The organism is Sphingomonas ginsenosidivorax (genome assembly GCF_007995065.1).
GTDB classification, from domain to species: Bacteria; Pseudomonadota; Alphaproteobacteria; order Sphingomonadales; family Sphingomonadaceae; genus Sphingomonas; species Sphingomonas ginsenosidivorax.
In genome coordinates this window covers 3805553-3831570 of the sequence record NZ_VOQR01000001.1, presented here as the reverse complement: position 1 = coordinate 3831570, position 26018 = coordinate 3805553, and the positions used below count along the sequence as shown (strand labels likewise).

The window sequence follows — 26018 nt, the reverse complement described above, 5'->3', positions numbered from 1 at the left end:
GCCATGCGCCTGTCCCTTCTCGCCGCCCTGCTCGTTTCGCTGCCCGCGAGCGGCGCCCTTGCGCAAAAGGCGCATAATTCCAACGCGCCGATCGATTTCGGCGCGGATCATATCGAGCTGCAGGACAAGGCCAACCGCGCGGTGCTGTCGGGCAACGTCTCGGTCAGGCAGGCCGAGATGACGCTGAATTCGGCACGGATGACGGTCGCCTATACCGGCGAGGTCGTCGGCGGGAACCCGCAGGTATCGCGGCTCGACGCGAGCGGCGGGGTCACCGTCAAGCGGCCGGACCAGACCGCGCGCAGCCAGTACGCGATCTACGACCTCAACCGCCGCATCATTACGATGCTGGGCGCGGTGACGCTGACCCAGGCGGGGAACACCGTGAACGGCGGGCGGCTGACGATGAACCTGGATAGCGGGCGCGCGGTGATCGACGGATCGTCGGTGGCGGGCAGCAAGGGCGCGACCGGCGCGACGTCGGGCGTGACGCAGACCGGCGGGCGCGTGACGGGGACGTTCTCAGTCCCCAAGCGCAACTGACCGGACGGTCCCGGCGACCGTCCGCGACTTAGAATTAACCTGTTTTTGCGAGACGTTGGCCATGGACGCGACCACCCCGCCCCCGATCGACGGATCCGCGACGGCGCCGATCGTCGAAGCGCCGGTCGCGCACGGACTCCAGGTCGTCTCGATCGCCAAATCCTATGACAAGCGCACCGTTCTGACCGACGTGTCGGTGTCGGTCGGGCGCGGCGAGGTCGTCGGGCTGCTCGGGCCGAACGGCGCGGGCAAGACGACCTGCTTCTATTCGGTGATGGGGCTGGTGAAGCCCGATTCGGGCCGCATCATGCTGGACGGCGAGGACATCACCAGCCTGCCGATGTACCGCCGCGCGATCCTGGGGCTGGGATATCTGCCGCAGGAGACGTCGATCTTCCGCGGGCTCAACATCGAGAAGAACATCCTCACCGTGCTTGAGCTGTCCGAGCCGGACAAGGCCGCGCGCGAGCGGAAACTCGATACGCTGCTCGAGGAGTTCGGGCTGACCCGGCTGCGGACCGCGCCGGCGATGGCGCTGTCGGGCGGCGAGCGACGGCGCGCGGAAATCGCGCGCGCGCTCGCGGCGGATCCGTCGATTATGCTGCTCGACGAGCCGTTCGCGGGGATCGACCCGATCTCGATCGCAGACATCCGCGACCTGGTGAAGGACCTGAAGCGGCGCGACATCGGCGTGCTGATCACCGACCACAACGTCCGCGAGACGCTGGAGATCGTCGACCGCGCGTATATCATCTATGACGGGCGCGTGCTGTTCTCAGGGTCGCCGGCCGAGCTGGTGGCGGACGCCAATGTGCGGCGGCTGTATCTCGGCGAGGGGTTCTCGCTCTAGGGCTATGGGGACCAACGCGCCTCTTTCCGTCATCCCAGCGAAGGCTGGGATCTCCCGGTCGGAGGGCGCGCCCTTGCCGCACGAGACCCCAGCCTTCGCTGGGGTGACGGGTTTGGGTTGGGGCGGCCGTCCATGAGTCTCGCGCCGCGTCTCGACCTGCGCCAGTCGCAATCGCTCGTGATGACGCCGCAGCTGCAGCAGGCGATCAAGCTGCTCGCGCTGTCGAACCTGGAGATCGAGGGGTTCATCGCCGAGGAGGTCGAGCGCAACCCGCTGCTCGAGGCGAGCCCGGCCGAGGACGGCGACATCCCCGATCGCGAACCGGTCGCCGAGGTCCGCGACGAGCGCGTCGCGGCGGACGAGTTGCTCTCGGGCGCGGGCGGCGCCGCCGAGCCGGCGCTCGACGTCGACTATGCGACCGAGAGCCATCAGCAGGACAGCATCGCCGACGGCGGCAGCGGCAATGACGGCGCGCTGTCGATGACCGGGGCGAGCACGGGCGGTGCTGGCGGCGAGGACGGGCCCGATCTCGACGCGTTCGCGGATACCGGGCTCAGCCTTGCCGACCATCTGATGGCGCAGGCGGGGTCGGTGGTGGGGCAGGATGATGCGTTCATTGCAGCGCATCTGATCGACCAGATCGACGAGGCGGGGTATCTGAGCGTGCCGGTGCGCGAGATCGCCGAGCGGCTGGGCGTGCCGCTGGCGCGGGTCGAGCGCGTGCTGGGCATCATCCACACCCTCGATCCGACCGGGGTCGGCGCGCGCGATCTCGCCGAATGCCTCGCGCTGCAGGCGAAGGAGGCGGACCGCTACGATCCATGCATGGCGCGACTGATCGAGAATCTCGACCTGCTCGCGCGCGGCGAACTGACGCGGCTGAAGCGGATCTGCCAGGTCGACGACGAGGACATGGCGGACATGATCCGCGAACTACGCGGCTACGACCCGAAACCCGGGTGCCGCTATGGCGGCGAACCGTCGCAGGCGGTGGTGCCCGACCTGTTCGTCGCGCGCACCAAGACCGGCTGGGGGATCGAGATCAACAGCGCGACGCTGCCGCGCGTGCTGGTCAACCGGAGCTATTATACCGAGCTTGCAGGCGGCCAGCAGGACAAGGCGTCGAAGGCGTGGCTGACCGAGTGCCTGGCGAGCGCGAACTGGCTGGTAAAGGCACTCGACCAGCGCCAGCGGACGATCATCAAGGTCGCGACCGAGATCGTGAAGCAGCAGGAGGCGTTCTTCCTGAAGGGCGTCGCCCACCTGCGGCCGCTGACGCTGAAGCAGGTGGCGGATGCGATCGAGATGCACGAATCGACCGTCAGCCGGGTGACGAGCAACAAATATGTGAGCTGCGCGCGCGGGCTGTACGAGCTGAAATATTTCTTCACGTCGGCGATCCAGGCGGCGGACGGCGGGGATGCGGTGTCGGCGCAAGCGGTGAAGGCAGCGATCCGCGGGCTGATCGCGACCGAGGGGGCGAAGATTTTGTCGGACGATACGTTGGTCGAGCTGCTCAACGCGAAGGGGTTCGACATCGCTCGGCGGACGGTGGCGAAATACCGCGAGGCGCTGGGGATCGGGAGTTCGGTGCAGCGGCGTCGGGCTCGGACGTTGGAAGGGGCGTAACCTTCGCTCCTCCGTCATGCTGAACTTGGTTCAGCATCCACGTCCACTCGGGCGCTATCGCCTGGGGACGGGTGGACCCTGAAACGAGTTCAGGGTGACGGAAAGTGACGGGCGTGACGGGGGGTTAGTCATCCTCGTCCTCGAAGCCCACCAGCGCCAGCGCGCGTGCCTTGATCTGGCGGGTCATGCACCAGTGGACGAGGGCGTCCTCGCGGCCGTGGGTGACCCAGACTTCCTTGGGGGCGATCTCGGTCAGGGTGGTGGTGAGTTCGTCCCAGTCGGCATGGTCGGACAGGATCAGCGGGAGTTCGACGTTCTTCTGCACCGCGCGCTGGCGGACGCGCATCCAGCCGCTGGCCATCGCGGTGATCGGGTCGGGCAGCCGCCGCGACCAGCGGTCGTTGAGCGCGCCGGGCGGGCACATCACGACATGGCCCGCCATCTCCGCCTTCCTGGTGTCGCCGACGGGGATGAGGTCGCCCAGCCGGACGCCGTGCTCGACATAGAGGTCGCAGAGGCGTTGCAGCGCGCCGTGGATGTAGATCGGCGCCTCGTGCCCGCGCTCGCGCAGTTCGGCGATGACGCGTTGCGCCTTGCCGAGCGCGTAGGCGCCGACGACGACGCACCGATCGGGGTTGGCGTGGAGCGCCGCGATCAGCTTGTCGATCTCGTCGCCGGTGTCGGGGTGGCGGAAGACGGGCAGGCCGAACGTGGCCTCGGTGACGAAGACGTCGCATTTGACCGGTTCGAACGGCGTGCAGGTCGGGTCGGAGCGGCGCTTGTAATCGCCCGAGACGACGATGCGTTCGCCGCGATAGTCGAGCACGATCTGCGCGGAGCCGAGGACGTGGCCGGCGGGGACGTAGCCGATGTCGACCTCTCCCATCCGGATCGTTTCGCCGTACGCGACGGAGTTGCCGGCCTGCGGGCCGTAGCGCGCGTCCATGATCGCGAGAGTCTCGGGCGTGGCCCAGACCGCCTCGTGCCCGCCGCGGGCGTGGTCGGCATGACCGTGCGTCACCAGCGCGCGTGCGACGGGGATCGAGGGGTCGATCCACGCGTCGATCGGCTTGACGAGGATGCCGTGCGGGTGGGGTTCGAGCCAGTCGCCGAGCTTTGCCATGGGGGTAGTACGCGCGGGGGGTGGGTTGGGTGCCAAACGGGGGTCCCTATCCTCCCCCGCCAGGGGGAGGTGGCGCCGAAGGCGTCGGAGGGGGCGGTGAGTGATGCGCTCTCGACCCGCGCACTGCGCGTCCGCCCCCTCCGTCACGCTGCGCGTGCCACCTCCCCCTGGCGGGGGAGGATCATTCTAGCGCCGCCGGCCGACGTGGACGGTCGCGAGGATGCCGTCCATTGCGGCAGCTGCCACCGCCTGGGTCGGCGCGGTGCGCGACGGGGCGCCGGCGGCCTTGATGCTGTAGGTGATGCGGTCGACCGCGTAGCACGTGCCCTCGACCACGGTGCGCAGGTTGGTCGCAGCGATGCCCTGGCTCATGCCGGCGTCGCCGTTGCTGTACGCGGTCCAGCGATGGCCGCCGAGCATGCGGTCGGGCAGGCGCCGGCCGTTCGGCCCCTTCGCGCCGTCGGTGCCGCAGCGGGCGATGACGCCGGCGTCGCGGCTGAAGCCGATCTGGACCATCTCGATCACCTGACCGACGCCGTCGCGGGGCTTGGCGATCTGCCAGAAGCGCGCGACGCCGATACCGCGGCCGACAGGCTTGCCGTCCCACATCGTGCGCCAGCCGGCGGTCATCAGCGCGCGGCCCGAGAAAGTCCGCGTCGGGTTGAGATTGGCCGGGTGCGACAGGCGGACCCGGCCGCCTGCGCCGACGAAGAACTTCGTCGCGGCATCGGCATTGGCGAATGGCAGGAGGGCGAGCAACGACAGTGGCAGGAGGCAATAGCGAAGCAGCACGAAGAGCCTTTCGATCGGGTCGGACGTCAAAAAACAGGACGCGGGGCGCACGTCCATGGCGGTCCGACATTACGCCCCCATATCACGACGATGCGTGAACAGGCCGTGACCGACCTTCCCCCGATCCTGGAAAACTGGTTCGCCGCACGGGGTTGGCGGCCGCGGCGGCATCAGGTGGAGATGCTGGAGCAGGGTCGCGCGGGGCGACATGCGCTGCTGGTCGCGGCGACCGGCGCGGGGAAGACGCTCGCCGGGTTCCTGCCGACGCTCTCCGAACTCGTCGAGGACCCGACCGAGGGGCTGCACACGCTGTACGTATCGCCGCTGAAGGCGCTGGCGGTCGACGTGCAGCGCAACCTGATCACCCCGATCGAGGAAATGGGGCTCGACATCCGCGTCGAGACGCGGACCGGCGACACGCCGTCGGACAAGAAGGCGCGGCAACGCATCAAGCCGCCGCAGATCCTGCTGACGACGCCCGAATCGCTGTCGCTGCTGCTGAGCTATCCCGACAGCTTCACGATGTTCGAGGGGATCCGCACGATCGTGGTCGACGAGGTCCATGCGTTCGCAACCGGCAAGCGCGGCGACCTGTTGTCGTTGTGCATGGCGCGGTTGCAGCGGATCTCGCCGGGGATGCGACGCGTCGCGCTGTCGGCGACGGTCGCCGATGCCGATGGCTATCGCGCGTGGCTCGCCCCCGATGGCGATATCGACCAGGTCGCGAGCGTGGCTGGCGAGGCGGGCGCCGAGCCCAATATCGAGATCCTGCTCCCTGAGGGGCGGATCCCCTGGTCGGGGCATTCGGGGCGCTATGCCGCGGAACAGGTGATGACGCAGATCGAGGCGCACCGGACCTCGATCGTGTTCTGCAACACGCGCAGTCTGGCGGAACTCATCTTCCAGGATCTGTGGAAGGTGAACGTCAATTCGCTGCCGATCGGGGTGCATCACGGGAGCCTCGCCAAGGAAGCGCGGCAGCGCGTCGAGGGGGCGATGGCGGAGGGCAAGCTGCGCGCATTGGTCGCGACCGCGAGCCTCGACCTGGGGGTAGACTGGGGCGATGTCGACTGCGTGATCCAGATGGGCGCGCCCAAGGGATCGTCGCGGCTGCTGCAGCGGATCGGGCGCGCGAACCACCGGCTCGACGAATCGTCGGAGGCGATCGTCGTGCCGGGGAACCGGTTCGAATATCTGGAAGCGCGCGCGGCGCTGGATGCGGTCGAGGCCGGCGAGCTCGATGCCGACATCTTCCGCGAAGGCGGGCTCGACGTGCTGGCACAACACGTGATGGCGTGCGCGTGCGCGGCGCCGTTCCACCAGGACGCGCTGCTCGACGAGATCCGCTCCGCCCTGCCCTATTCCGCGCTGCCGACCGACACGTTCGAGCGTGTGCTCGGGTTCATCCGCGACGGGGGCTACAGCCTCAAGGCCTATGACAAGTTCAAGCGGCTGACGCAGGATGCCGATGGGTCGTGGCGCGTCAGCCACCCTAAATTCATCGGCCAGCATAGGCTGAACGCAGGAATCATCGTCGAGGCGACGATGCTGCAGGTGCGGTTCAACAACGGGCGGCAGCTCGGCAAGGTCGAGGAAGCATTCGCGTCGACGCTGTCGCACGGTGACACCTTCTTCTTCGCGGGGCTCAGCCTCGAGGTGATGAAGATCGACACCGAGGATTTGATCGTCCGTGCGACGTCGCGGCCGGCGCGGATCCCGACCTATGGCGGCAGCCGGATGCCGCTGTCGACCAACCTGGCCGCGCGGGTGCGCGAATTCCTCGCGACGCCGCAGGAATGGTCGCGGTTTCCCGACGATGTGCGCGAATGGCTGGAGTTCCAGGCCTATCGATCGGTGTTGCCCAAGCCGGGGCAGCTGCTGGTGGAAACCTTCCCGCGCGAGGGGCGGCACTACATGGTCGCGTACAGTTTCGAGGGGTGGAACGCGCACCAGTCGCTGGGCATGCTGATCACGCGGCGGATGGAGACGCAGGGGCTGAAGCCGCTCGGGTTCGTCGCGAACGACTATGCGATCGCGGTGTACGGGCTGGAGAAGATCACCGACCCGGCGTCGCTGTTCTCGTCGGACATTCTCGAGCACGAGTTCGTCGACTGGGTGCAGCAGTCGCACCTGCTCAAGCGCGCGTTCCGCGAGGTGGCGGTGATCGGCGGGCTGGTCGAGCGGCAGCATCCGGGCAAGCGCAAGACCGGCAAGCAGGTCACCTTCTCGACCGACCTCATCTACGACGTGCTGCGCAAATATGAGCCGACGCATCTGCTGCTCGAGGCGGCGTGGGCGGATGCGCGCGCGCGGATGACCGATGTCGGGCGGCTGGCGAACCTGCTCGACCGGGCGGCGGACACGATGCTGCACGTCGATGTCGAGCGGGTGACGCCGCTCGCGGTGCCGGTGCTGACGCTGATCGGGCGCGAGAAGGTGTCGACGGGGAATGCCGACGACGCGCTGCTGGTCGAGGCGGAGGCCTTGGCGGCGGAGGCGATGCGGGTGGATTAGAGGTTCCAATCCTCCCCCGCCAGGGGGAGGTGGCGCGCGTAGCGTGACGGAGGGGGCGGTAAGCGCCACCTCTGTTCCGCGTCCGCCCCCTCCGTCGCCTTCGGCGCCACCTCCCCCTGGCGGGGGAGGATTGGACGAGGGCCGCTTGCCAAAGGGCCGGATCGGGCGCAGCTTGGGTCCATGAAGGGCCTGATCGCCGTGTTGCTCGCTGCCGCGTCGCCGCCGGCGCAGCTGGTGATTCCGCCGCCGACGCCACCGCCTTTGCCGCTGACCGACGAGAGCGTGCTGCTGCTCGGCGACGTGGCGAGCCGGATGACGGTGCCGGTCAGGATCGGCACGCGCGGGCCGTGGCCGTTCGTGATCGATACCGGTGCCGAGCGGACGGTCGTCGCGCGCGAGCTGGCGGGCGTGCTGGGGCTGGCGTCGGGCGGCAATGTCCGCGTCACGACGATGACGGGGACCTCGACCGTGGATACCACGCTGGTGCCGGGCCTGGCGGTCAGCACGATCCGGCAGAACGTGATCCGCGCGCCCGCGCTCGAGGCGCGCAACATGGGGGCGCTGGGCATGCTCGGGATCGACGTGCTGCAGGAGCACAAGGTCCGGATCGACTTCGACCGCAAGCGGATGACGCTGCAACCCTCGACCCGGCGGCGCACGATCGCGCGCGGGACCTCCGACGAGATCGTCGTCACCGCGCGATCGGTCTATGGCCAGCTGATCGTGACGGACGCGCATTGGCGGAACACGCGGATCGCCGTCATCATCGACACCGGGTCGCCGGTGACGATCGGCAACGCCGCGCTGCGCGCCGCGATCGGCGGGCGCGCCAAGCCGATCGGGCCGATCAGCGTGGTCTCCGCGACCGGGCAGCAGCTGGTCGCCGACGGGCATCTGGTCGACGACGTCACGCTCGGCGGGATCGGCTTCACCAACGTGCCGATCGCGTTCGCCGAGGTCGCGCCGTTCCGCCGGTTCCGGCTCGACACCCGCCCCGCGATCATGATGGGGATGGACATGCTGCGGCTGTTCCGCGTCGTCCAGATCGACTTCGCCAACCGCGAGATCCGCTTCACGGTGCCGCGCAGCGGGGCCGCGCCGCCGCGGTTCGGGATCTGAGCAACCGGGGAGGTTGCGTGGCCTCTCGATTGCCGCTCTATTTGGCGCAGACGACAAGAGGGGGACGCATGACCATCCGCAAGGCCTTGATGGCCGCTACCGCGCTGCTGACGATTCCGGCCGCCGCCACCGCGCAGTCGCGGCCCGACCAGAAGGCGTTCTTCGGGCTGTACAAGGAGCTGGTCGAGACCAACACGACGCTGTCGGCCGGCAGCTGCACGCAGGCCGCGGCGCAGATCGGGGCGCGATTGAAGGCGGCGGGCTATGCCGACGCCGACCTCACCTATTTCTCGGTGCCCGAGCATCCCAAGGATGGCGGGCTGGTCGCGGTGCTGAAGGGCAGCGACGCGAGCATCAAGCCGATGCTGCTGCTCGCGCATCTCGACGTGGTCGAGGCCAAGCGCGAGGACTGGGTCCGCGATCCGTTCAAGCTGGTCGAGGAAAGCGGCTATTATTACGCGCGCGGCACCGTCGACGACAAGGCGCAGGCGGCGATCTGGTCCGATACGCTGATCCGCTTCAAGACCGAGGGCTTCCGCCCCAAGCGGACGGTCAAGCTGGCGCTGACCTGTGGCGAGGAGACGACGTTCGCGTGGAACGGCGCGGAATATCTGGCCGCGAACAAGCCCGAGCTGATCGCCGCGGAGTTCGCGCTGAACGAGGGCGGCGGTGGGCGGCTGGGCGACGACGGCAAGCCGCAGCTGCTCGCGATCCAGGTCGGCGAGAAGGCGGCGCAGAACTATACCTTCGTCGCCACCAACGCCGGTGGGCACAGCTCGCAGCCAACGCCCGCCAATGCGATCTACGAGCTCGCCGATGCGGTGAAGGCGGTCCAGGGCTATGAATTCCCGGTCCGGTTCACCGATACGACGCGCGCGTTCTTCACCGCCACCGCGAAGAGCAGCCCGGGCGAGACCGGGGCTGCGATCACGCGGCTGCTGGCCAACCCCGAGGACAAGGCGGCCGACGCGATCGTCAGCCGCGACAAGGCGCTGCATTCGACGCTGCGCACGACCTGCGTCGCGACGTTGCTCAACGCCGGCCATGCCGAGAACGCGCTGCCGCAGCGCGCGACCGCGAACGTCAACTGCCGGATCTTTCCGGGCGAGAGCGTCGACGGTACGCTCGCCAAGCTGAAGGAACTGGCGGGCGCGAAGGTGACGGTGACCGCCAACCAGCCGGTGCGCCCGACCGCGATCCCGCCCAAGCTCGATCCGAAGATCACCGGGCCGGCGACCAGGATCGCGGCGAAGTATTTCCCGGGGCTGCCGCTGTTGCCGCTGATGTCGACCGGCGCGACCGACGCGGTGTTCATCGGGGGTATCGGCATCCCGGTCTATGGCGCGCCGGGGATCATGATCGAGAAGGATTTCGGCGGGATCCACGGGCTGAACGAGCGGATCCGGATCGAGTCGCTGTACCGCGGGCGGGATTACCTGTTCGACCTGGTGAAGGCGTATGCGGGGTAGGCTCGACCTCGCCCAGCCCTAGCCGTCATTCCCGCGCAGGCGGGAATCCATACTGGCTGACCGCGCGGCTCCATCGCGATCGTCGGAGGATATGGATCCCCGCCTCCGCGGGGATGACGGACTTGGGGTGAGCGCTCCTGCCCGCCCCTAAACCGTGACCTGTTCGCCGAGCTCGAGCACTTTCCCCGGCGGGATGCGCAGGAAGTCGGTGGGGTCGCTGGCGTTGCGCTGCAGGAACATGAAGATGCGGTCCTGCCAGGGCGGCATGCCCTTTTCCGCGTCGGGCTTCAGCGTGTTGCGGCCGATGAAGAACGAGGTGCGCATCGGGTCGAGGCCGAGCTGTTCGCTGCGGCTGCCGACGCCGAGGTCGCGCGGCACGTCGGGCGATTCCATGAAGCCGTAGGTCAGCACGACGCTGGAGAAATCGTCGTTGACGCGCTCGACCTGCGCGCGGTCCTCGTCGGCGACGAACGGCCGGTCGGCGGTACGGACGCTGACGATCAGGTTGCGCGCGTGCAGCACCTTGTTGTGCTTGAGGTTGTGGAGCAGCGCGCCCGGCGTCGCCTTGGGGTTGGCGGTCAGGAACACCGCGGTGCCCGCGACGCGCTCGGGCGGGCGCTTCTCGAGTGCGGCGGCGAGGTCGAGCAGCGGGATGCTCTGGCGCTGTTCGAACGCGCGGACGATCTTCTTCCCGCGGACCCAGGTCCAGATGATCAGCCCGATCGCGGCGGCGACGACGAGCGGCACCCAGCCGCCCTCGATCACGCGCAGGATGTTGGCGCCGAAGAAGATCAGGTCGAGCGTCAGGAACGGCAGGATCGCGGCGAGCGCGAGCGGCCGCGACCAGTTCCAGCGATGCCGCACGACGATATAGGCGAGCAGCGTGGTCACCACCATCGTGCCGGTCACCGCGATGCCGTACGCCGCGGCCATCGCCGACGAGGTCTTGAACTGGATCACGAGCACCAGCACGCCGAGCAGCAGCAGCCAGTTGATCGCGGGCAGATAGATCTGCCCCGCGAAATTCGCCGAGGTCTGGCGGATGCGCAGCCGGGGCAGCAGGCCCAACTGGATCGCCTGCTGCGTCAGGCTGAACGCGCCGGTGATCACCGCCTGGCTGGCGATGACGGTGGCGAGCCCGGCGAGCACGACGAGCGCGGGCCGGACCGGCTCGGGCGCCATCAGGAAGAACCAGTCCTGGTTGACGAAGGGCACGCCGCGCCCTGCGGCATCCTCGAGCCGCGACAGCGCGAACGCGCCCTGCCCCAGATAGTTGAGCGCGAGCGCGGGGAGCACGAGCAGGAACCAGCCGAGCCGGATCGGCTTGATGCCGAAATGGCCCATGTCGGCGGTCAGCGCCTCGGCCCCCGTAACCGTCAGGAACACGGCGCCGAGCACGAACAGCCCGATCACGCCGTGCGTGGCGAGGAACATGATGCCGTAGCTCGGCAGGAAGACGCGGACGATCGAGGGCTCGTCGGCGATATGCCAGAGCCCCAGCCCGCCGATCGCGAGGAACCAGAGGATGCAGACCGGGCCGAACAGCTTCGAGACGTGCGCGGTGCCGCGCGACTGGATCAGGAACAGCGCGACGAGGATCGCGATGGTCAGCGTGCGGACCATGCCCTCGGAGAAGATGTGCGCCGCGCTGGGGATCGTGCGCAGCCCCTCCATCGCGGACAGCACCGACAGCGCCGGCGTGATGATCGCGTCGCCGTAGAACAGCGATGCGCCCGCTGCGCCGAGCACGATCGCGACTCGCGGTCGCACCCCGGTCGCCCGCCTGGCAAGCGCGGCGAGCGCGAGCACCCCGCCCTCGCCCTGATTGTCGGCGCGCATCAGGAACAGCACGTATTTGACCGTGACGACGAGGAACAGCGACCACAGCGCCAGGCTGAGCACGCCGAGGATCTCGGACGGATCGATGCCGTCGCCCGCGGTCTGCGACAGCGCCTCGCGGAACGCATAGAGCGGGCTGGTGCCGATATCGCCGAACACGACGCCGATCGCGCCGACGGTGAGCGCCAGCAACGCCGGGTGCACGTGCACATGCGCCGCCGAGGATGCGGTGGCGTTGGGATGGACGGAAATTCCGGTTACGGACGACATGGCGCGAAAAGCGCTCCTCCACGGATGACGGCGCGCTTTACGCCGATTGCGGCGGCGCACAAGAGCTTGATTCGCAGCAGCACCGGCGGCATGGCGGGCGGATGGTTCCCTTTTCGTTCGGCGGACACGCGCTTTTGGCGTTGCCCCAGGGGGCGCTGTTCTGGCCCGCGCGCCGCGCGTTGCTGGTCGCCGACCTGCATTTCGAGAAGGCGAGTTGGTTCGCGCTGCGCGGGCAGATGCTGCCGCCCTATGATTCGATCGCGACGCTCGCCGACCTGACCGCGCTGGTCGCGGCGACGGGCGCGGACGAGATCTGGTGCCTGGGCGACAGTTTCCACGACGTCGATGGTTGCGACCGGTTGCCCGAGCGCGCGCAGGACATGCTCCGCGCGCTGACCGGGTCGACGCGCTGGACCTGGATCACCGGCAACCACGACCGCCAGATCCTCGACCGCTGCGGCGGCGAGGTGGTCGACGAAGCGGTGGTCGACGGGCTGGTGCTGCGGCACGAGGCCGACCGGGCGGAGACGCGGCCCGAGCTGTCGGGGCATTTCCACCCGAAGCTGCGCGTGCGCGTGCGGGGCAAGCAGGTGGCGCGGCGGTGCTTCGTGGCGACGACGACCAAGCTGATCCTGCCCGCGTTCGGGGCGCTGACCGGGGGGCTGGACGTCGATCATCCGGAGATCGTCCGCGCGGTCGGGCTTGGCGCGGAGGCGCTGGTGCCGGTTGCGGACCGGATGCTGCGGTTTCCGGTCGCGGCGTAGGACACTCTCAATCCTCCCCCGCCAGGGGAGGTGGCACGCGTAGCGTGACGGAGGGGGCGGAGAGGCAAACACCTGTTCCGTGCCCTCCCCCTCCGACGCCTTCGGCGCCACCTCCCCCTGGCGGGGGAGGATCGGAAAGGTCAGCTGGCGATCGTCGGGAAGGCCTTGCGGAACGCGGCGAGCTTGGGCTTGTCCCAGGCGACGATGTACGGGTGCGTCGGGTTCCGGTCGAAGAAGTCCTGGTGATACGCCTCGGCCGGATAGAAGCCGCCGGTCTCAATTCTGGTCACAATCGGCTTCGCGAACGCGCGGGTCTTGCCGAGCTGCGCGATGTACGCGCGGGCGACCTGCGCTTGCGCCGCGTTCTGCGGGAAGATCGCCGAGCGATAGCTGGGGCCGCTGTCGGGGCCCTGGCGGTTCAGCTGCGTCGGATCGTGCGCGATCGAGAAATAGACGCGCAGCAGCGTGCCGTAGCTGACGCGGCGCGGGTCATAGGTGATCTTGACCGCCTCGGCATGGCCTGTGCTCTCGGTCGAGACCTGGTCGTAGGTCGCGGTCGCGCGCGTGCCGCCGGCATAGCCGTTGGTGACCGAGGTGACGCCCTTCACATGCTCGAACACCGCTTCCAGGCCCCAGAAGCATCCGCCCGCGAAGATCGCGGTCTGGCGGCCCGGGGTGGCGGGCACGTCGGTCGCGACCGCGGGAATGACCACCGCGCGCTCGGCCTGCGCCATGCCGGTGGTCACGCCGAAACCGAGCAGGGCAGTCGCGCCGGCGATGGTGAGGAGGATGTTCTTCATGGACGACATATGGGTTGCCCGGGGGCCGTCGCCAAGGACTGCGGGAGGCCTCAGCGGTCCTGGACGATGCCCGAGACATGCGTGCGCAGCGCCTGGGTTTCCGCTGCCGGCTGGAGCACGAGCAGCCCGATCGCGCCGAGCACGAAGCCACCGCTGAACTGCCACAGGAAACTCGACTTGATGATGCTGCGCATTGTTTGCGTCCCTTGAGTGTCGATGCCGATGCCGCCCGATAGGACAGCGCCAGTGCCGTAACCGCCAGATCGTCCCGATCCCGGTTCTGCACAATGTCGTTTTTAGAAACGCTCCGGTGAACGCCGCGTGATGCGGGCGTTCATCGCAGAGCAGGGTTGCGCCCTCTTCGATCCTCCCCCGCTAGGGGGAGGTGGCGCCGAAGGCGACGGAGGGGGCGGACACGGAACAGGCGTTACCCTGCCCGCCCCCTCCGTCAGGCTGCGCCTGCCACCTCCCCCTGGCGGGGGAGGATTGCGGTTACTTCAGCGCCGCGCAGGCGGTCTGGATGCGGGTGCAGGCTTCGCGGAGCAGCGCGTCCGAGGTCGCGTAGCTGATCCGGAACGCCGGGCTGAGACCGAACGCCGCGCCCTGCACCACCGCGACCTTGGCATCGTCGAGCAGATAGCCGACCATCGCCTCGTCGGTGTCGATCAGCCGGCCCGACGGGGTCGACTTGCCGATCAGCTCGGCGAACGACGGGTAGACGTAGAACGCCCCCTCGGGCGTCGGGCAGTGCATGCCGTCGATCTGGTTGAGCATCGACACGACGAGATCACGACGCCCCTGGAACGCGGTGTTGCGCTCGGCGAGGAACGACTGGTCGCCGTTGAGCGCGGCGACGGCTGCGGCCTGCGCGATCGAGCACGGGTTCGAGGTCGACTGCGACTGGAGCTTGGCCATCGCCTTGATCAGCCACGACGCGCCCCCTGCGTAACCGATCCGCCAGCCGGTCATCGCATAGGCCTTCGAGCAGCCGTTGACGGTCAGCGTGCGCTCGAACAGCTCGGGACACGCCTCCGCGATCGTCGCGAACTTGAAGCCGTCATAGACGATATGCTCGTACATATCGTCGGCGAAGATCCACACGTGCGGGTGCCGCGCGAGTACCGCGCCGAGCGCCTTCAGCTCGTCGATCGTGTAGCCGGCGCCGGTCGGGTTGGACGGCGAGTTGAGGATCACCCACTTGGTTTTCGGCGTGATCGCGGCGTCGAGCGCGGCGGGATCGAGCTTGTAGCCGACCTCGGGGCCCGCCTTAACGATGACGGGGACGCCGCCGGCGAACTGCACGACGTCGGGATAGCTGACCCAATAGGGTGCGGGGATGACGACCTCGTCGCCCGGGTCGATCGTCGCGACCATCGCGTTGAACAGGGTGTGCTTGCCGCCGACGTTCACGCTGATCTGGTCGGTCGCATAGGTCAGGCCGTTGTCGCGTGCGAACTTCGCGGCGATCGCCTGCTTCAGCTCGATCGTGCCGTCGACGTTCGTATACTTCGTCTGGCCGGCGCGGATCGCAGCGATCGCGGCCTCCTTCACGAAGTCGGGCGTGTCGAAATCGGGCTCGCCCGCGCCAAGGCCGATCACGTCGACACCGGCGCGCTTCAGTTCCAGCACGCGGCTGGTGATGGCGAGCGTGGGCGACGGGCTGATGCGGCCGAGAGCGGCGGAGGCGTGCATGACGGAACCTTTACGGTAGGGGCGGCGCGGCTATGCCCCGCGACGCGCTATTTCGCAACTGCAACAATGGCAGGAACGAGGCCGCGGAGCGCATTTCCGATACGGAATCCGTGGGTCAGGTCGGCGCGGGTGAGCCGGCCCTCGACCGCCTGGCCGGTCGCGAGCAGCTCGGCGCGGAGCACGCCCGGCAGCAGCGCGCGGGCGGGCGGCGTGACCAGGGTTTCGCCGCGCGGCACGAACAGCGAGGTGAAGCTGCCCTCGGTCAGCGTGCCGTCGGGATGTTCGAACAGCACCTCAAAGGTGCCGGCCGCACGACGCGCCGAATCGTAGAAGCTGCGGTCGCTGGTCTTGTGCACGAGGCGAAAATCGCTCGGGTCGACGGGCAGCGGGACGATCGCGACCTCGGCGAGCGCGGGCGAGAGGGGCAGGCTGCCGACCTCGATCGCGACCGCGCCCGACGCGGCGAGCAGCAGGCGGAGCCGGCGCGGTTCGCGCAGGCGGAAGGTCGCGGCCTGGAGCTCGTTGCGCATCGCGTGGCGGTCGAAGACGAAGCCGAGCGCATCGGCGCTCGCCTTCATCCGCGCGAGATGGCGTTCGAGCAGCGGGATGCCGGTCTCGGGATCGAACGCCATCGTCTCGATCAGGTCGAGCGGGCGCTGCCCCGCGGTGACGAACGCGGCCTTGGCGAGGCATTCGCGGCGCTCCTCGCCCGCCTCGCTGTCGGCTACGACGCCCGAGCCGAGGCCCATCGTCGCGGTGGTGCCGTCCACCTCCAGCGTGCGGATCGCGACGTTGAACATCGCGTCGCCGTTCGGGTCGAGCCGGCCGATCGACCCGGTGTAGAGCCCGCGGGGGCGTGCGTGTTCGACCTCGGCGACGATCTCCATCGCGCGCTGCTTGGGCGCGCCGGTGATCGAGCCGCAGGGGAAGAGCGCGGCGAGGACGTCGATCGCGTCGCGGCCCGGGTCGAGCGTCGCGGTGATCGTCGAGGTCATCTGGTGGACGGTCGGATAGGTCTCGATCGCGAACAGCTCGGGGACCGCGACGTGACGGGCGATGCGCGACAGGTCGTTGCGCATCAGGTCGACGATCATCAGGTTCTCAGCACGCTGCTTGGAGTCGGCGGCGAGTGTCGCGGCAAGCGCGCGGTCGGCATCGGGCGTCTCGCCGCGGCGCGCGGTGCCCTTCATCGGGCGACAGGTGAGCGCGCCGTCCTCGAGCGCGAAGAAGAGTTCGGGGGAGAGCGACAGGAAGCGGCGCTCGCCGGTGTCGATCAGCGCGCCGTAGCCCGCCTGCGACTGCGCGCGGAGCCGCGCGTAGAGCGCGAGCGGATCGCCGACGAAGCGAATCGTCGCGGCGAAGGTGAGGTTGGCCTGGTAGATGTCGCCGGCCGCGATGAGCTCGGCAACGCGCGCGAAGGCGGCGGCGTAGCCGGGCGCATCGAGCTGCGGCTGCGGCGGGCTCGCACGCGCGCCGGCGGGGTCGGGCAGCAGCGCGGCCACGTCGCCGGGGTCGTGCCAGCCGTCGAACAGACCGAACCAGAGCAAGGGCCCGTCCTGCGCCATGCCGACGGGGCGCGCGGCGAGTGCCTCGCCCGCTTCGTAGGTCAGGTAGCCGGCAGCGTGGAGGCCGTCGGCGCGGGCCTTCCGCAGGGCTTCGAGCGCGGGGAGAACCTCGGCCGACGTGTCGGCGCGGACGATCCGTCGCGGGTCACGATAGAGTCGCGGCGCCGCGCCACCGTCGCGGGCATCGTCCAGCAGCACGAAAGGCGCGGTCAGCATCGCCCCAGATGCACGCGGCGCCCGCGTAACCGCAAGCGACGATTGCCGGAAAGCGCGGCTGTGCCTATTTTGTCGCCATGAACCAGCCCCTTCGCGCCTCCATCGTCGTCGTCACCCCCGTCCAGCAGAACTGCACGATCCTCTGGTGCACCGCGACGATGAAGGCCGCGATCGTCGATCCGGGCGGCGACCTGCCGCGGATCAAGGCCGCGCTCGCGGCGGCGGGCGTGACGCCCGAGAAGATCCTGCTGACGCACGGCCATATCGATCATGCCGGCGAGGCCAAGGCGCTCGCCGACGATCTGGGCGTGCCGATCGAGGGGCCGCACGAGGCCGATCGGTTCTGGCTGCAGCGGCTCGACCAGGATGGCCCGAAATACGGGATCGCCGGTGTCAATTTCGAACCCGACCGGTGGTTGGTCGAGGGCGACACGGTGACGGTCGGCGAGCTAGTGCTCGATGTCTACCAGACGCCGGGGCATACCGAGGGGCATGTGATCTTCCACCACGCGCCGTCGAAGTTCGCGCAGGTCGGCGACGTGCTGTTCCAGGGGTCGGTCGGGCGGTCGGACATGCCGGGCGGGAATCACCAGGTGCTGGTGCAGTCGATCGTCGAGAAATTGTGGCCGCTGGGGAGCGACACGACGTTCATTCCCGGGCACGGGGCCGCGAGCACGTTTGCGCATGAGCGCGCGACGAACATGTTCGTGAGCGATCGGGCGCTGGCGGGGTAGAGCCGTTCCTCCCCTGCAAGGGGAGGGGGACCATCCGCAGCATGGTGGAGGGGTGTCCACGCCAATTGGAGGGCGACACCCCTCCGTCTGGCTGCGCCAGCCACCTCCCCTTGCAGGGGAGGATTTCACCGCCTGGCTGGTCATCCGCCCCAATTCTCCGTCACCCTGAACTTGTTTCAGGGTCCACCGAACCACGGGCGATAGCGGTTGTGGGTCGGTGGATGCTGAAACGAGTTCAGCATGACGGGGGTGTCAGCGGCGCTCCGCTGCCGTTTCGGTGCGGATCGCCTTGAACTCGGAGCCGTCGCGCCATTGCGGCCAAGCGCGGCTGTTGGCGAGCTTCCCGCCGATCGTCGCGAACAGGTCGACGTCCTGTGCCGCACCGCGCAGGTCCCAGCTCGCGTCCCAGGCGTCGCAGGTCTGATGGTAGCATTTCATGTAGCCGTCGAGCCACGCCTGCCCCGCGACCCGGCCGCCCTTGACGAGATCGGGCGCGCCGCTGATCGCCATCAGCAGCAAGGTCGGCACGCCGCGGCGCGCGACCGAGAAATGGTCGGCGCGGTAGAACAGCCCGCGTTCGGGGAGCGCTTCGGGCGTGACCGCCCTGCCCTTTGCCCTGGCGGCGTCGGTCAGCATGTCCTCGAGGTCGTTCTGGCCAGCGCCGACCAGCATCACGTCGCGCGCGGGGCCGGCGGTCTGCAATATGTCGAGCGTCAGGTTGGCGACGGTCTTCGCGGCGGGATAGACCGGGTCGACCGCATAGGTCTCCGAACCGAGCAACCCGCGTTCCTCACCGCTCCACAGCGCGAAGACGAGGCTGCGGTCGGTGCGGGGCTTCGCGGCGAAGTGCCGCGCGAGCTCGAGGACGCCGGCGACGCCGAGGCCGTCGTCGTTCGCGCCGGGGCGGATCGTGCGGCCCTGCGCGTCGGGCGCGCCCTTGCCGTACGCATCCCAGTGCGCGCCGAACATGACGACTTCGTCCGGATGACCGCGGCCGGGGAGCTTCGCGAGGACGTTGCGGCTTTCCGCGCGGTCGAAGGTGACGGGGAGGTCGGCGGAGAAGGCCTGTTTGAGCGCGACGGGGCGAAAGTCGCTGCGGCGGGCGGCTTTACGCAGCGTAACGAGGTCGAGGCTGGACGCGGCGAAGAGCCGGGTCGCGGCGGCCCCTTCGAGCCAGCCCTGGAGCAGGACGCGCGCGTTCGGGTCCTTGCGGACGATGTCGTAATTCTCGCCCGCGGGCGCGGTGACGGTCGCCCAGCCATAGCCCGCGCCGGGGGTGTCGTGGACGATCAGCGCGCCCACCGCGCCGCGCCGCGCGGCTTCCTCGAACTTGTAGGTCCAGCGGCCGTAATAGGTCATCCGCCGATCGCCGAACTTCCCCGCCGAATCGTCGCCGGGCGTCGCCTCGAAATCGGGGTCGTTGACGAGGAAGACGGCGATCTTGCCCTTCAGGTCGAGGCCCTTGAAATCGTCCCAGCCGCGCTCGGGCGCGGTGACGCCGTAGCCGACGAAGACCATCGGTGCGTTCGCGATCGCGACCTTCGCGACCGGGCGCACGGTGCTGACATAGATGTCGCGGCCCTGCACGAGCGGGACGCCCGCGGTCATCGTGCCGGCGCCGAGGCGCGTGTGGACGAGCGGCACGGCCTGCGTCCACCCGCCGTTCGGGCCACCGGGCTGGAGCTTCAGCGCCTTGAACCGCGCGACCAGCCAGTCGATCGTCTTCGTCTCGCCGGGTGTGCCCGGCGCACGACCCTCGAACGAATCGGATGCGAGCGTCTTAACGTCGGCAGAGAGACGCGCGGCGGATCCTTGCGCGAGGGCGGCGGTCGCGCAGGTGACGGCGGCAAGCGTGATGGCGTAGCGGAGCATGCGTGGCCCTGGTTATGAGAGGCTGTGGGGAACGGGGGACCTGCCACGCCCCGCGCACCCTTGCAACGCGGGCGATTCTCGCTATAGCGCCACGCTTCGCGATGTGTCCGGCCGTATGGTAGCCTGCGCGGCCGACATTCTCGTCGGTTGCCGAGTTGTCCGTCCGGGCGTATCGGAGCCCCGACCTTTTAGAAGAACAAGGTGCCGAAATGGCCGTCCCCAAAAGAAAAACATCGCCCTCCAAGCGTGGCATGCGCCGTGGTCACGACTCGCTGACGATCGCGTCGTTCCAGGAATGCCCGAACTGCGGCGAGCTGAAGCGCCCGCACAACCTGTGCAATTCCTGCGGCCACTATAACGGTCGCGAAATCGTCTCGGTCCAGGGCTAAGCAGCTTTTGGAACAGGCGGTGGCGGCTGTCCGTTGATGGGCACCGCCGCCGTACGACGCACGTCGTCGTGCGTTTTCCGAAGCCTTTAAGCACTTGCGAAGGACGTAGCATGCCCGACAGCGGCTGGATCGCGGTCGATGCGATGGGTGGCGACGACGGGCTGGCAGTCATGCTTGCCGGCGTGGCGATGGCGCGCAACCAGTTTGCCGGCATGCGCTTCCTGCTGGTCGGCGACGAGACCGCGATTCGCGAGGGGCTGAAGGCCCATCCGAACCTGTCGCAGCATTCCGAGATCGTCCACGCGCCGGAAGTCGTCGGGTCGAGCGACAAGCCGACCCAGGCGATCCGTCGTGCCAAGACGACATCGATGGGCATCGCGATCGACCTGGTGAAGAAGGGTCGCGCGTCTGCCGCCGTGTCGTCGGGCAACACCGGCGCGCTGATGGCGATGGCGAAGCTCAGCCTGCGCATGCTGCCCGGAATCGACCGGCCGGCGCTGGCGGCGCGGCTGCCGACCCTCGGCGATACCGACATGGTGATGCTCGACCTCGGTGCGAACACCGAGTGCGATGCGCGCAACCTCGTCGAGTTCGCGGTCATGGGCGCCGCCTATGCGCGCACCGCGCTCGACATCGCGCATCCCCGTGTCGCGCTGCTCAACATCGGCAGCGAGGACATGAAGGGCACCGACGAGATCCGCGACGCGGCAGCCCAGCTGCGCGCGATGGCGGCGGTCGACATGCAGTTCAACGGCTTCGTCGAGGGCGACCGGCTGTCGCGCGGCGAGGTCGACGTCGTCGTCTGCGACGGCTTCTCGGGCAATATCGCCCTGAAGACCGCCGAGGGCACCGCGCGATTCGTCGCCGACCTGCTCAAGCGCGCGTTCCGCAGCTCGGTACGCTCGAAACTGGGCTTCCTGATCTCCAAGCCCGCGACCGAGTTGCTGCGCGATCACCTCGATCCCAACAATCACAACGGCGCGGTCTTCCTCGGGCTCAACGGCATCGTCGTGAAGAGCCATGGCGGCGCCAACGAGCGCGGGGTCGCGACCGCGATCGGCAACGCCGCCAAGATGGTGAAGAACGACCTGATCCGCCGCATCGCCGACGATCTGGGTACGCTGGAGAAGGCCGCGTGATCCGCAGCGTGATCACCGGGACCGGCTCCGCCCTCCCCGCCCGCCGCGTGTCGAACGCGCAGCTGGCCGAGCAGGTCGACACCAGCGACGAGTGGATCGTCGAGCGCACCGGCATCCGATTCCGTCACCTCGCCGGTCCCGACGAGACCACCGGTACGCTCGCCTATGACGCATCCAAGGCCGCGCTCGCCGCGGCGGGGTGCCTGGCGCAGGATATCGAGCTGATCGTGCTCGCGACCGCGACGCCCGACCAGACCTTCCCGAGCACCGCGACCAAGGTGCAGGCGATGCTCGGCATCGACGATTGCGTCGCATTCGACGTCGCGGCGGTCTGCTCGGGCTTCCTCTATGCGGTGCAGGTCGCGGACAGCATGATCCGCAGCGGCGTTGCGAAGCGCGCGCTGGTGATCGGCGCCGAGACGTTCAGCCGGATCCTCGACTGGGAGGACCGCACCACCTGCGTGCTGTTCGGCGACGGCGCTGGCGCGATCGTGCTCGAGGCGCAGGACACGCCGGACGAGGGCGGGCGCGGGATCCTGACAACCAAGCTGCACGCCGACGGTCGCCACAACGAGCTTCTCTATGTCGATGGCGGGGTGTCGACCACCGGCACCGTCGGCAAGCTGCGCATGAAGGGCCGCGAGGTGTTCCGCCATGCGGTCACCAACCTGGCCGCGGTGATGACGGAGTCGCTCGCGATGGCGGGTGTCGAAGCGTCGGACGTCGACTGGGTCGTGCCGCACCAGGCCAATGCCCGCATCCTCGACGCCACCGCGCGCAAGCTGGGACTGGCGCCCGAGCGCGTCGTCGTGACCGTCGACCAGCATGCCAACACCTCGGCCGCGTCGGTGCCGCTGGCGCTCGACGTCGCGGTCCGCGACGGGCGGATCCGCGAGGGCCAGATCGTCGTCCTCGAAGCGATGGGCGGCGGGTTCACCTGGGGCGCGGCGGTCGTCCGCTTCTAGGCGGTTCATAAAGCGCTTTCGGTCCGGTACGGCCGTGTGTAGATTGTCATTTGGCCGGGGAGAGTATCGATGACCACAGGGACGTTGACACGAGCTGATCTTGCCGAATCGCTGCACCGCGAAGTCGGCCTGTCGCGCGCGGACTCCTCGAAGATCGTCGAGCAGATCCTGGCCGAGATGTGCGGGGCGCTGTCGCGGGGCGAGAACGTCAAGATCTCCGGTTTCGGCACCTTCGTGCTGCGCGACAAGGGTGAGCGCGTCGGTCGCAATCCCAAGACGGGCATTGAGGTGCCGATCGCGCCACGCCGCGTCCTGACCTTCCGCGCCAGCCAGATGATGCGCGAACGCATCGTGGGCGCGGGGTAAGGCATGGCGGACTCGCCAGTCGATCACAGGGCCGGCGATCAAGCGGGCGGCGACGAGAAGGGCGGCGGCCAGAAGGCCCTCGATCAGAAGAGCGGCAAGACCAGCACCGCGTTCCGGACGATCGGCGAATTGTCGCGCGAGACCGGGCTGCCGCAACACATCCTGCGCTATTGGGAGACGCGCTTCCCGCAGCTGCGCCCGCTGCAGCGCGCCGGCAACCGCCGCTATTACCGGCCCGAGGATGCGCGGCTGGTGCGAAAGATCGACGCGCTGCTGAACCGCGACGGCTATACCGTGCGCGGCGTGCAGCAGCTGCTGACCAAGGAGGCCGGCGACGACGTGGCCACGCCGATCGACACGCTGCGCGCGATCCGGGATTTGCTGGCGCGGGCACTGGCGGAGGATGGGGTCTGATCCCGTCACCCTGAACTTGGTTCAGGGTCCACCTACCCGCGGGCGCTAGCGACTGCGGGTAGGTGGATGCTGAAACGAGTTCAGCATGACGGTGGCGCTACCGTTCCCGCGTGGCGGCGAACTTCACCTTGGCATAGCGGTCGGCGATGTAGCCGACTTCCCACGCGCTCTTCGCCAGGAACACCGGGTTGCCGTCGCGGTCCTTCGCCATCGCGCCGCGATTCTGGTCCATGAAGTCCTTGAGGTCGGCGGGCTCGGCCGCGCTCACCCAGCGTGCGGTGTCGAACGGCGCGGGCTCGAGTCCTGCCGCAACCTTGTACTCCGCGTCGAGCCGGCTCAGCAGCACCTCGAGCTGGAGCTGCCCGACCACGCCGATGATCCAGTTCGAGCCGATGTCGGGGTAGAAGACCTGCGTCACCCCCTCCTCGGCCATGTCGTCGAGCGCTTTGCGCAACTGCTTGGTCTTGGCGAAATCCTTGAGCACGACGCGGCGCAGGATCTCGGGCGCGAAATTCGGCAAGCCGGTGAAGCGGACGTCGGCCTTTTCGCTGAGCGTGTCGCCGACACGCAGCGTGCCGTGGTTCGGGATGCCGATGATGTCACCCGGGAACGCCTCGTCGGCGAGCTCCCGGTTCTGCGCGAAGAACAGGATCGGCGAATGCACCGCGATCGGCTTGCCCGAGCCCGACGGCGTGAGCTTCATCCCGCGCTTGAACACGCCCGAACACAGCCGCATGAACGCGATGCGATCGCGGTGGTTGGGGTCCATGTTCGCCTGGACCTTGAAGACGAAGCCGGTGACCTCGGTCCCGTCGGGGCTGACGGGGGCAGGCTCGGCGGGCTGCGGGCGCGGTTCGGGCGCATAGTCGGCGAGCGCGCCGATCAGTTCGGCGACGCCGAAATCCTTCAGCGCCGAGCCGAAATAGACCGGGGTCAGGTTGCCCGCGCGGTAGGACTCGGCGTCGAACGCGGCATAGCCGCCTTGCGCGAGCTCGGCTTCCTCGACGAGCTTTTCGAGGCCGTCGGGGGTGAGGATGTCGGCGAGCTTGGGGTCGTTGAGGTCGGTGAAGGGGATCGGCTTGCCGAGATATTCGCGGCTGTCGCCTTCGGGGCGGCTCAGCGTGTTGGCGTAGAGGTCGTACACGCCCTCGAACTCGCCGCCCATGCCGACCGGCCAGCTCATCGGGCAGACGTCGAGCTGGAGCATCTCGGCGACCTCGTCGAGCAGCTCGAACGGCGCGCGGCCCTCGCGGTCGACCTTGTTGACGAAGGTGATGATCGGCACGTTGCGCAGCCGGCAGACCTCGAACAGTTTTCGCGTCTGCGGCTCGATGCCCTTGGCGGCGTCGATCACCATGACCGCGGAATCGACCGCGGTCAGCGTGCGATAGGTGTCCTCCGAGAAATCCTCGTGGCCCGGCGTGTCGAGCAGGTTGAAGGTGATGCCGTTCCGCTCGAACGTCATCACCGACGAGGTGACCGAGATGCCGCGCTGCTGCTCGATCTTCATCCAGTCGGAGCGCGCGCGACGGTTCGCCCCGCGCGCCTTCACCTCGCCGGCGAGATGGATCGCGCCGCCGAAATAGAGGAGCTTTTCGGTCAGCGTCGTCTTGCCGGCGTCGGGGTGCGAGATGATCGCGAAGGTGCGGCGGGGGGAGATGGTCATGAGGGGATCCGGCGAGCCGATTCGGCTCGGAAGTTGAGGAAGTTCACGCTACGTCCCCCCTCCCTTCGCCCCCGCGCGCCGGTTTCGGCGGACGGGGCGAGGAGAAGAGACGCGGTGGTCATGTGGCGTGCTCTTGGCAGATGTGGGGCGTGTAGGACAGCCTGCACGCATCCTCCCCTGCAAGGGGAGGTGGCGCGCAGCGCCGGAGGGGTGACCCCGGTGGTTATGCGGGGGCCTTTTTCAGCGGAGACATCCCTCCGTCAGGCCTTCGGCCTGCCACCTCCCCTTGCAGGGGAGGATTTCGATCATGGCACCAAAGTCACGCTCATGCCGATATGCTTCGTGTCACCGGCTGCGACCTCGAACACGCCCGGCTTGTCGCGGTAGTCGCCGGTATAGCCGCTGGGGTCGGCGATGCCGTGCCAGGGTTCGACGCAGACATAGGCGGCGCCGGGCTTGGTCCAGATGCCGAGTTTCGGCGTGTCGGGGAAGGCGATGGCGAGGTGCGGGCCTTGCGGGGCGCCGTAGATCACCGCGTGGCTCTTCACGTCGTCCCAGACCAGCGCGTCGGTCGCGAACAGGTCGTCGCGCAGGAACAGGTCGCGGCCGTCGAGCGGCGACACGCGCTCCTCGCGGGCGATCGTGCCGTCGGAGGCGATCACGCGGAGTGCGTCGGGCTCTTCGGATTCGAACATGATGCGGTGCACGGCGCGATCCTGGCCGTAGGGGAGCGGCCAGGCGAAGGCGGGGTGGAAGCCGAAGCTCGCCGGTAGCGTCACGTCGCCGGGGTTGCGGACCTGCGCGTCGATCGAGAGCGTCGGGCCGTCGAGCGTGAAGACGATGTCGAGCGCGAAGGCGAACGGATACGCGGCCCGTGTCTCGTCGCTGTCGGTCAGGCGGAAGGTGGCGGACGTCGCGGTCTGGTCGACGACCGTGAAGGCCGAGCGGCGCGCGAAGCCGTGCTTGGGCATCGGATAGTCGCGGCCGTCGAGGCGGATCACGCCATCGTTCACCACGCCGACGACGGGGAAGAGGAGCGGCGCACGGCCGGTCCAGAAGGCGGGATCGGCGTTCGTCATCAGCTCGCGACCGGCGGCGTCCTTCAGCGACGTCAATTCGGCGCCGAACGGGTTGATGACCGCCGTCAGGTCCGCCGATGCGATCGTGATCATTTCGTTCATTCCAATCCCTCCGTCATGCCGGGCTTGTTCCGGCATCCACCGTTCCGCGTGAGCAACCAGCCGTTGGGCAAGACCAACGGTGGACCCCGGACCAAGTCCGGGGTGAC

At 68.7% G+C, this 26018-nt stretch carries 23 protein-coding genes; 13 read left to right on the top strand and 10 right to left on the bottom strand.

The genetic code is table 11. The features are described from left to right. The first annotated feature begins 3 nt into the window (after positions 1 to 3). The 3 genes from FSB78_RS17650 to rpoN all read left to right on the top strand — a co-directional run bounded on the left by FSB78_RS17650 (position 4) and on the right by rpoN (position 3022). The gene (locus tag FSB78_RS17650; RefSeq protein ID WP_147083843.1) at positions 4 to 543 is read left to right on the top strand and encodes an LptA/OstA family protein; all 540 of its coding nucleotides are present in this window, start codon (positions 4 to 6) and stop codon (positions 541 to 543) included. A gap of 61 nt (positions 544 to 604) precedes the next feature. After that, positions 605 to 1393 carry an LPS export ABC transporter ATP-binding protein gene (lptB, locus tag FSB78_RS17645; RefSeq protein ID WP_242008373.1) on the top strand — a complete coding sequence of 263 codons (789 nt, stop codon included), beginning with the start codon at positions 605 to 607 and terminating at the stop codon, positions 1391 to 1393. A 132-nt stretch (positions 1394 to 1525) separates the two neighbouring features. Continuing rightward, positions 1526 to 3022 (top strand): RNA polymerase factor sigma-54, encoded by a 1497-nt coding sequence (gene rpoN / locus FSB78_RS17640; RefSeq protein ID WP_147083842.1) that lies wholly within the window; start codon positions 1526 to 1528, stop codon positions 3020 to 3022. Between the two features lie 124 nt (positions 3023 to 3146). Here rpoN and FSB78_RS17635 read toward each other — a convergent pair whose 3' ends face one another. Then, positions 3147 to 4145 (bottom strand): ligase-associated DNA damage response exonuclease, encoded by a 999-nt coding sequence (locus FSB78_RS17635; protein ID WP_147083841.1) that lies wholly within the window; start codon positions 4143 to 4145, stop codon positions 3147 to 3149. A 186-nt stretch (positions 4146 to 4331) separates the two neighbouring features. Then, positions 4332 to 4937 carry a hypothetical protein gene (locus FSB78_RS17630; protein WP_147083840.1) on the bottom strand — a complete coding sequence of 202 codons (606 nt, stop codon included), beginning with the start codon at positions 4935 to 4937 and terminating at the stop codon, positions 4332 to 4334. 90 nt (positions 4938 to 5027) lie between these two features. Between FSB78_RS17630 and FSB78_RS17625 the strand changes: the two genes are divergently transcribed. From FSB78_RS17625 to FSB78_RS17615, 3 genes are all read left to right on the top strand, one after another. Then, positions 5028 to 7451 carry a ligase-associated DNA damage response DEXH box helicase gene (locus FSB78_RS17625; RefSeq protein WP_147083839.1) on the top strand — a complete coding sequence of 808 codons (2424 nt, stop codon included), beginning with the start codon at positions 5028 to 5030 and terminating at the stop codon, positions 7449 to 7451. A gap of 180 nt (positions 7452 to 7631) precedes the next feature. Continuing rightward, entirely contained in the window at positions 7632 to 8570 is a 939-nt protein-coding gene (locus FSB78_RS17620; protein WP_147083838.1) for an aspartyl protease family protein, read from the top strand. 68 nt (positions 8571 to 8638) lie between these two features. Continuing rightward, on the top strand, positions 8639 to 10039 hold the full coding sequence (locus FSB78_RS17615; RefSeq protein ID WP_147083837.1) for a M20/M25/M40 family metallo-hydrolase: 1401 nt from the start codon (positions 8639 to 8641) through the stop codon (positions 10037 to 10039). Positions 10040 to 10186: 147 nt separating this feature from the next. On the opposite strand, the gene FSB78_RS17610 is transcribed toward FSB78_RS17615, so the two are convergent. After that, positions 10187 to 12148: a potassium transporter Kup gene (locus FSB78_RS17610; RefSeq protein WP_147083836.1), complete on the bottom strand. Its 1962-nt coding sequence runs from the start codon at positions 12146 to 12148 to the stop codon at positions 10187 to 10189. 101 nt (positions 12149 to 12249) lie between these two features. On the opposite strand from FSB78_RS17610, the gene pdeM reads away from it, so the two are divergent. Next, entirely contained in the window at positions 12250 to 12912 is a 663-nt protein-coding gene (gene pdeM / locus FSB78_RS17605; protein ID WP_147083835.1) for a ligase-associated DNA damage response endonuclease PdeM, read from the top strand. 140 nt (positions 12913 to 13052) lie between these two features. Here the strand turns inward: pdeM and msrA are convergent, their stop codons facing one another. The 4 genes from msrA to pabB form a co-directional block, all read right to left on the bottom strand. After that, the gene (gene msrA, locus FSB78_RS17600) at positions 13053 to 13712 is read right to left on the bottom strand and encodes a peptide-methionine (S)-S-oxide reductase MsrA (RefSeq protein WP_147083834.1); all 660 of its coding nucleotides are present in this window, start codon (positions 13710 to 13712) and stop codon (positions 13053 to 13055) included. A gap of 50 nt (positions 13713 to 13762) precedes the next feature. Then, complete coding sequence (locus FSB78_RS19345) at positions 13763 to 13906, bottom strand: hypothetical protein (RefSeq protein ID WP_199743216.1); 144 nt, start codon at positions 13904 to 13906, stop codon at positions 13763 to 13765. A 298-nt stretch (positions 13907 to 14204) separates the two neighbouring features. Continuing rightward, positions 14205 to 15404, bottom strand: coding sequence for a pyridoxal phosphate-dependent aminotransferase (locus FSB78_RS17595; protein WP_147083833.1), 1200 nt, complete (start codon positions 15402 to 15404; stop codon positions 14205 to 14207). A gap of 47 nt (positions 15405 to 15451) precedes the next feature. Beyond that, on the bottom strand, positions 15452 to 17185 hold the full coding sequence (gene pabB / locus FSB78_RS17590; RefSeq protein ID WP_199743215.1) for an aminodeoxychorismate synthase component I: 1734 nt from the start codon (positions 17183 to 17185) through the stop codon (positions 15452 to 15454). Between the two features lie 77 nt (positions 17186 to 17262). On the opposite strand from pabB, the gene FSB78_RS17585 reads away from it, so the two are divergent. Then, positions 17263 to 17919 carry an MBL fold metallo-hydrolase gene (locus FSB78_RS17585; RefSeq protein WP_147083832.1) on the top strand — a complete coding sequence of 219 codons (657 nt, stop codon included), beginning with the start codon at positions 17263 to 17265 and terminating at the stop codon, positions 17917 to 17919. A 252-nt stretch (positions 17920 to 18171) separates the two neighbouring features. Here the strand turns inward: FSB78_RS17585 and FSB78_RS17580 are convergent, their stop codons facing one another. Then, positions 18172 to 19791, bottom strand: a complete 1620-nt coding sequence (locus FSB78_RS17580; RefSeq protein ID WP_147083831.1) for a M28 family metallopeptidase — start codon at positions 19789 to 19791, stop codon at positions 18172 to 18174. Positions 19792 to 20000: 209 nt separating this feature from the next. On the opposite strand from FSB78_RS17580, the gene rpmF reads away from it, so the two are divergent. From rpmF to FSB78_RS17555, 5 genes are all read left to right on the top strand, one after another. Further along, on the top strand, positions 20001 to 20180 hold the full coding sequence (rpmF, locus tag FSB78_RS17575) for a 50S ribosomal protein L32 (protein ID WP_147083830.1): 180 nt from the start codon (positions 20001 to 20003) through the stop codon (positions 20178 to 20180). Between the two features lie 110 nt (positions 20181 to 20290). After that, entirely contained in the window at positions 20291 to 21319 is a 1029-nt protein-coding gene (gene plsX, locus FSB78_RS17570; RefSeq protein ID WP_147083829.1) for a phosphate acyltransferase PlsX, read from the top strand. After that, the gene (locus FSB78_RS17565; RefSeq protein ID WP_147083828.1) at positions 21316 to 22284 is read left to right on the top strand and encodes a beta-ketoacyl-ACP synthase III; all 969 of its coding nucleotides are present in this window, start codon (positions 21316 to 21318) and stop codon (positions 22282 to 22284) included. Before plsX ends, FSB78_RS17565 begins: the two co-directional genes overlap by 4 nt. Before the next feature lie 69 nt (positions 22285 to 22353). Beyond that, positions 22354 to 22650 carry an integration host factor subunit alpha gene (locus FSB78_RS17560; protein ID WP_147083827.1) on the top strand — a complete coding sequence of 99 codons (297 nt, stop codon included), beginning with the start codon at positions 22354 to 22356 and terminating at the stop codon, positions 22648 to 22650. A gap of 3 nt (positions 22651 to 22653) precedes the next feature. After that, a complete protein-coding gene (locus tag FSB78_RS17555) occupies positions 22654 to 23064 on the top strand; it encodes a MerR family transcriptional regulator (protein WP_147083826.1) in 411 nt (136 codons plus the stop codon). 97 nt (positions 23065 to 23161) lie between these two features. Here FSB78_RS17555 and FSB78_RS17550 read toward each other — a convergent pair whose 3' ends face one another. Then, positions 23162 to 24730, bottom strand: coding sequence for a peptide chain release factor 3 (locus FSB78_RS17550; protein WP_147083825.1), 1569 nt, complete (start codon positions 24728 to 24730; stop codon positions 23162 to 23164). 305 nt (positions 24731 to 25035) lie between these two features. Further along, positions 25036 to 25911: an aldose 1-epimerase family protein gene (locus FSB78_RS17545; RefSeq protein WP_147083824.1), complete on the bottom strand. Its 876-nt coding sequence runs from the start codon at positions 25909 to 25911 to the stop codon at positions 25036 to 25038. Positions 25912 to 26018 lie beyond the last annotated feature (107 nt).

What these genes read in the sequence shown, in the direction of transcription:
- FSB78_RS17650 (WP_147083843.1), top strand. Translation starts at nt 4, where the DNA reads ATGCGCCTGTCCCTTCTCGCCGCCCTGCTCGTTTCGCTGCCCGCGAGC.
- lptB (WP_242008373.1), top strand. Translation starts at nt 605, where the DNA reads ATGGACGCGACCACCCCGCCCCCGATCGACGGATCCGCGACGGCGCCG.
- rpoN (WP_147083842.1), top strand. Translation starts at nt 1,526, where the DNA reads ATGAGTCTCGCGCCGCGTCTCGACCTGCGCCAGTCGCAATCGCTCGTG.
- FSB78_RS17635 (WP_147083841.1), bottom strand. Translation starts at nt 4,145, where the DNA reads ATGGCAAAGCTCGGCGACTGGCTCGAACCCCACCCGCACGGCATCCTC.
- FSB78_RS17625 (WP_147083839.1), top strand. Translation starts at nt 5,028, where the DNA reads ATGCGTGAACAGGCCGTGACCGACCTTCCCCCGATCCTGGAAAACTGG.
- FSB78_RS17620 (WP_147083838.1), top strand. Translation starts at nt 7,632, where the DNA reads ATGAAGGGCCTGATCGCCGTGTTGCTCGCTGCCGCGTCGCCGCCGGCG.
- FSB78_RS17615 (WP_147083837.1), top strand. Translation starts at nt 8,639, where the DNA reads ATGACCATCCGCAAGGCCTTGATGGCCGCTACCGCGCTGCTGACGATT.
- FSB78_RS17610 (WP_147083836.1), bottom strand. Translation starts at nt 12,148, where the DNA reads ATGTCGTCCGTAACCGGAATTTCCGTCCATCCCAACGCCACCGCATCC.
- pdeM (WP_147083835.1), top strand. Translation starts at nt 12,250, where the DNA reads ATGGTTCCCTTTTCGTTCGGCGGACACGCGCTTTTGGCGTTGCCCCAG.
- msrA (WP_147083834.1), bottom strand. Translation starts at nt 13,712, where the DNA reads ATGAAGAACATCCTCCTCACCATCGCCGGCGCGACTGCCCTGCTCGGT.
- FSB78_RS19345 (WP_199743216.1), bottom strand. Translation starts at nt 13,906, where the DNA reads ATGCGCAGCATCATCAAGTCGAGTTTCCTGTGGCAGTTCAGCGGTGGC.
- FSB78_RS17595 (WP_147083833.1), bottom strand. Translation starts at nt 15,404, where the DNA reads ATGCACGCCTCCGCCGCTCTCGGCCGCATCAGCCCGTCGCCCACGCTC.
- pabB (WP_199743215.1), bottom strand. Translation starts at nt 17,185, where the DNA reads ATGCTGACCGCGCCTTTCGTGCTGCTGGACGATGCCCGCGACGGTGGC.
- FSB78_RS17585 (WP_147083832.1), top strand. Translation starts at nt 17,263, where the DNA reads ATGAACCAGCCCCTTCGCGCCTCCATCGTCGTCGTCACCCCCGTCCAG.
- FSB78_RS17580 (WP_147083831.1), bottom strand. Translation starts at nt 19,791, where the DNA reads ATGCTCCGCTACGCCATCACGCTTGCCGCCGTCACCTGCGCGACCGCC.
- rpmF (WP_147083830.1), top strand. Translation starts at nt 20,001, where the DNA reads ATGGCCGTCCCCAAAAGAAAAACATCGCCCTCCAAGCGTGGCATGCGC.
- plsX (WP_147083829.1), top strand. Translation starts at nt 20,291, where the DNA reads ATGCCCGACAGCGGCTGGATCGCGGTCGATGCGATGGGTGGCGACGAC.
- FSB78_RS17560 (WP_147083827.1), top strand. Translation starts at nt 22,354, where the DNA reads ATGACCACAGGGACGTTGACACGAGCTGATCTTGCCGAATCGCTGCAC.
- FSB78_RS17555 (WP_147083826.1), top strand. Translation starts at nt 22,654, where the DNA reads ATGGCGGACTCGCCAGTCGATCACAGGGCCGGCGATCAAGCGGGCGGC.
- FSB78_RS17550 (WP_147083825.1), bottom strand. Translation starts at nt 24,730, where the DNA reads ATGACCATCTCCCCCCGCCGCACCTTCGCGATCATCTCGCACCCCGAC.
- FSB78_RS17545 (WP_147083824.1), bottom strand. Translation starts at nt 25,911, where the DNA reads ATGAACGAAATGATCACGATCGCATCGGCGGACCTGACGGCGGTCATC.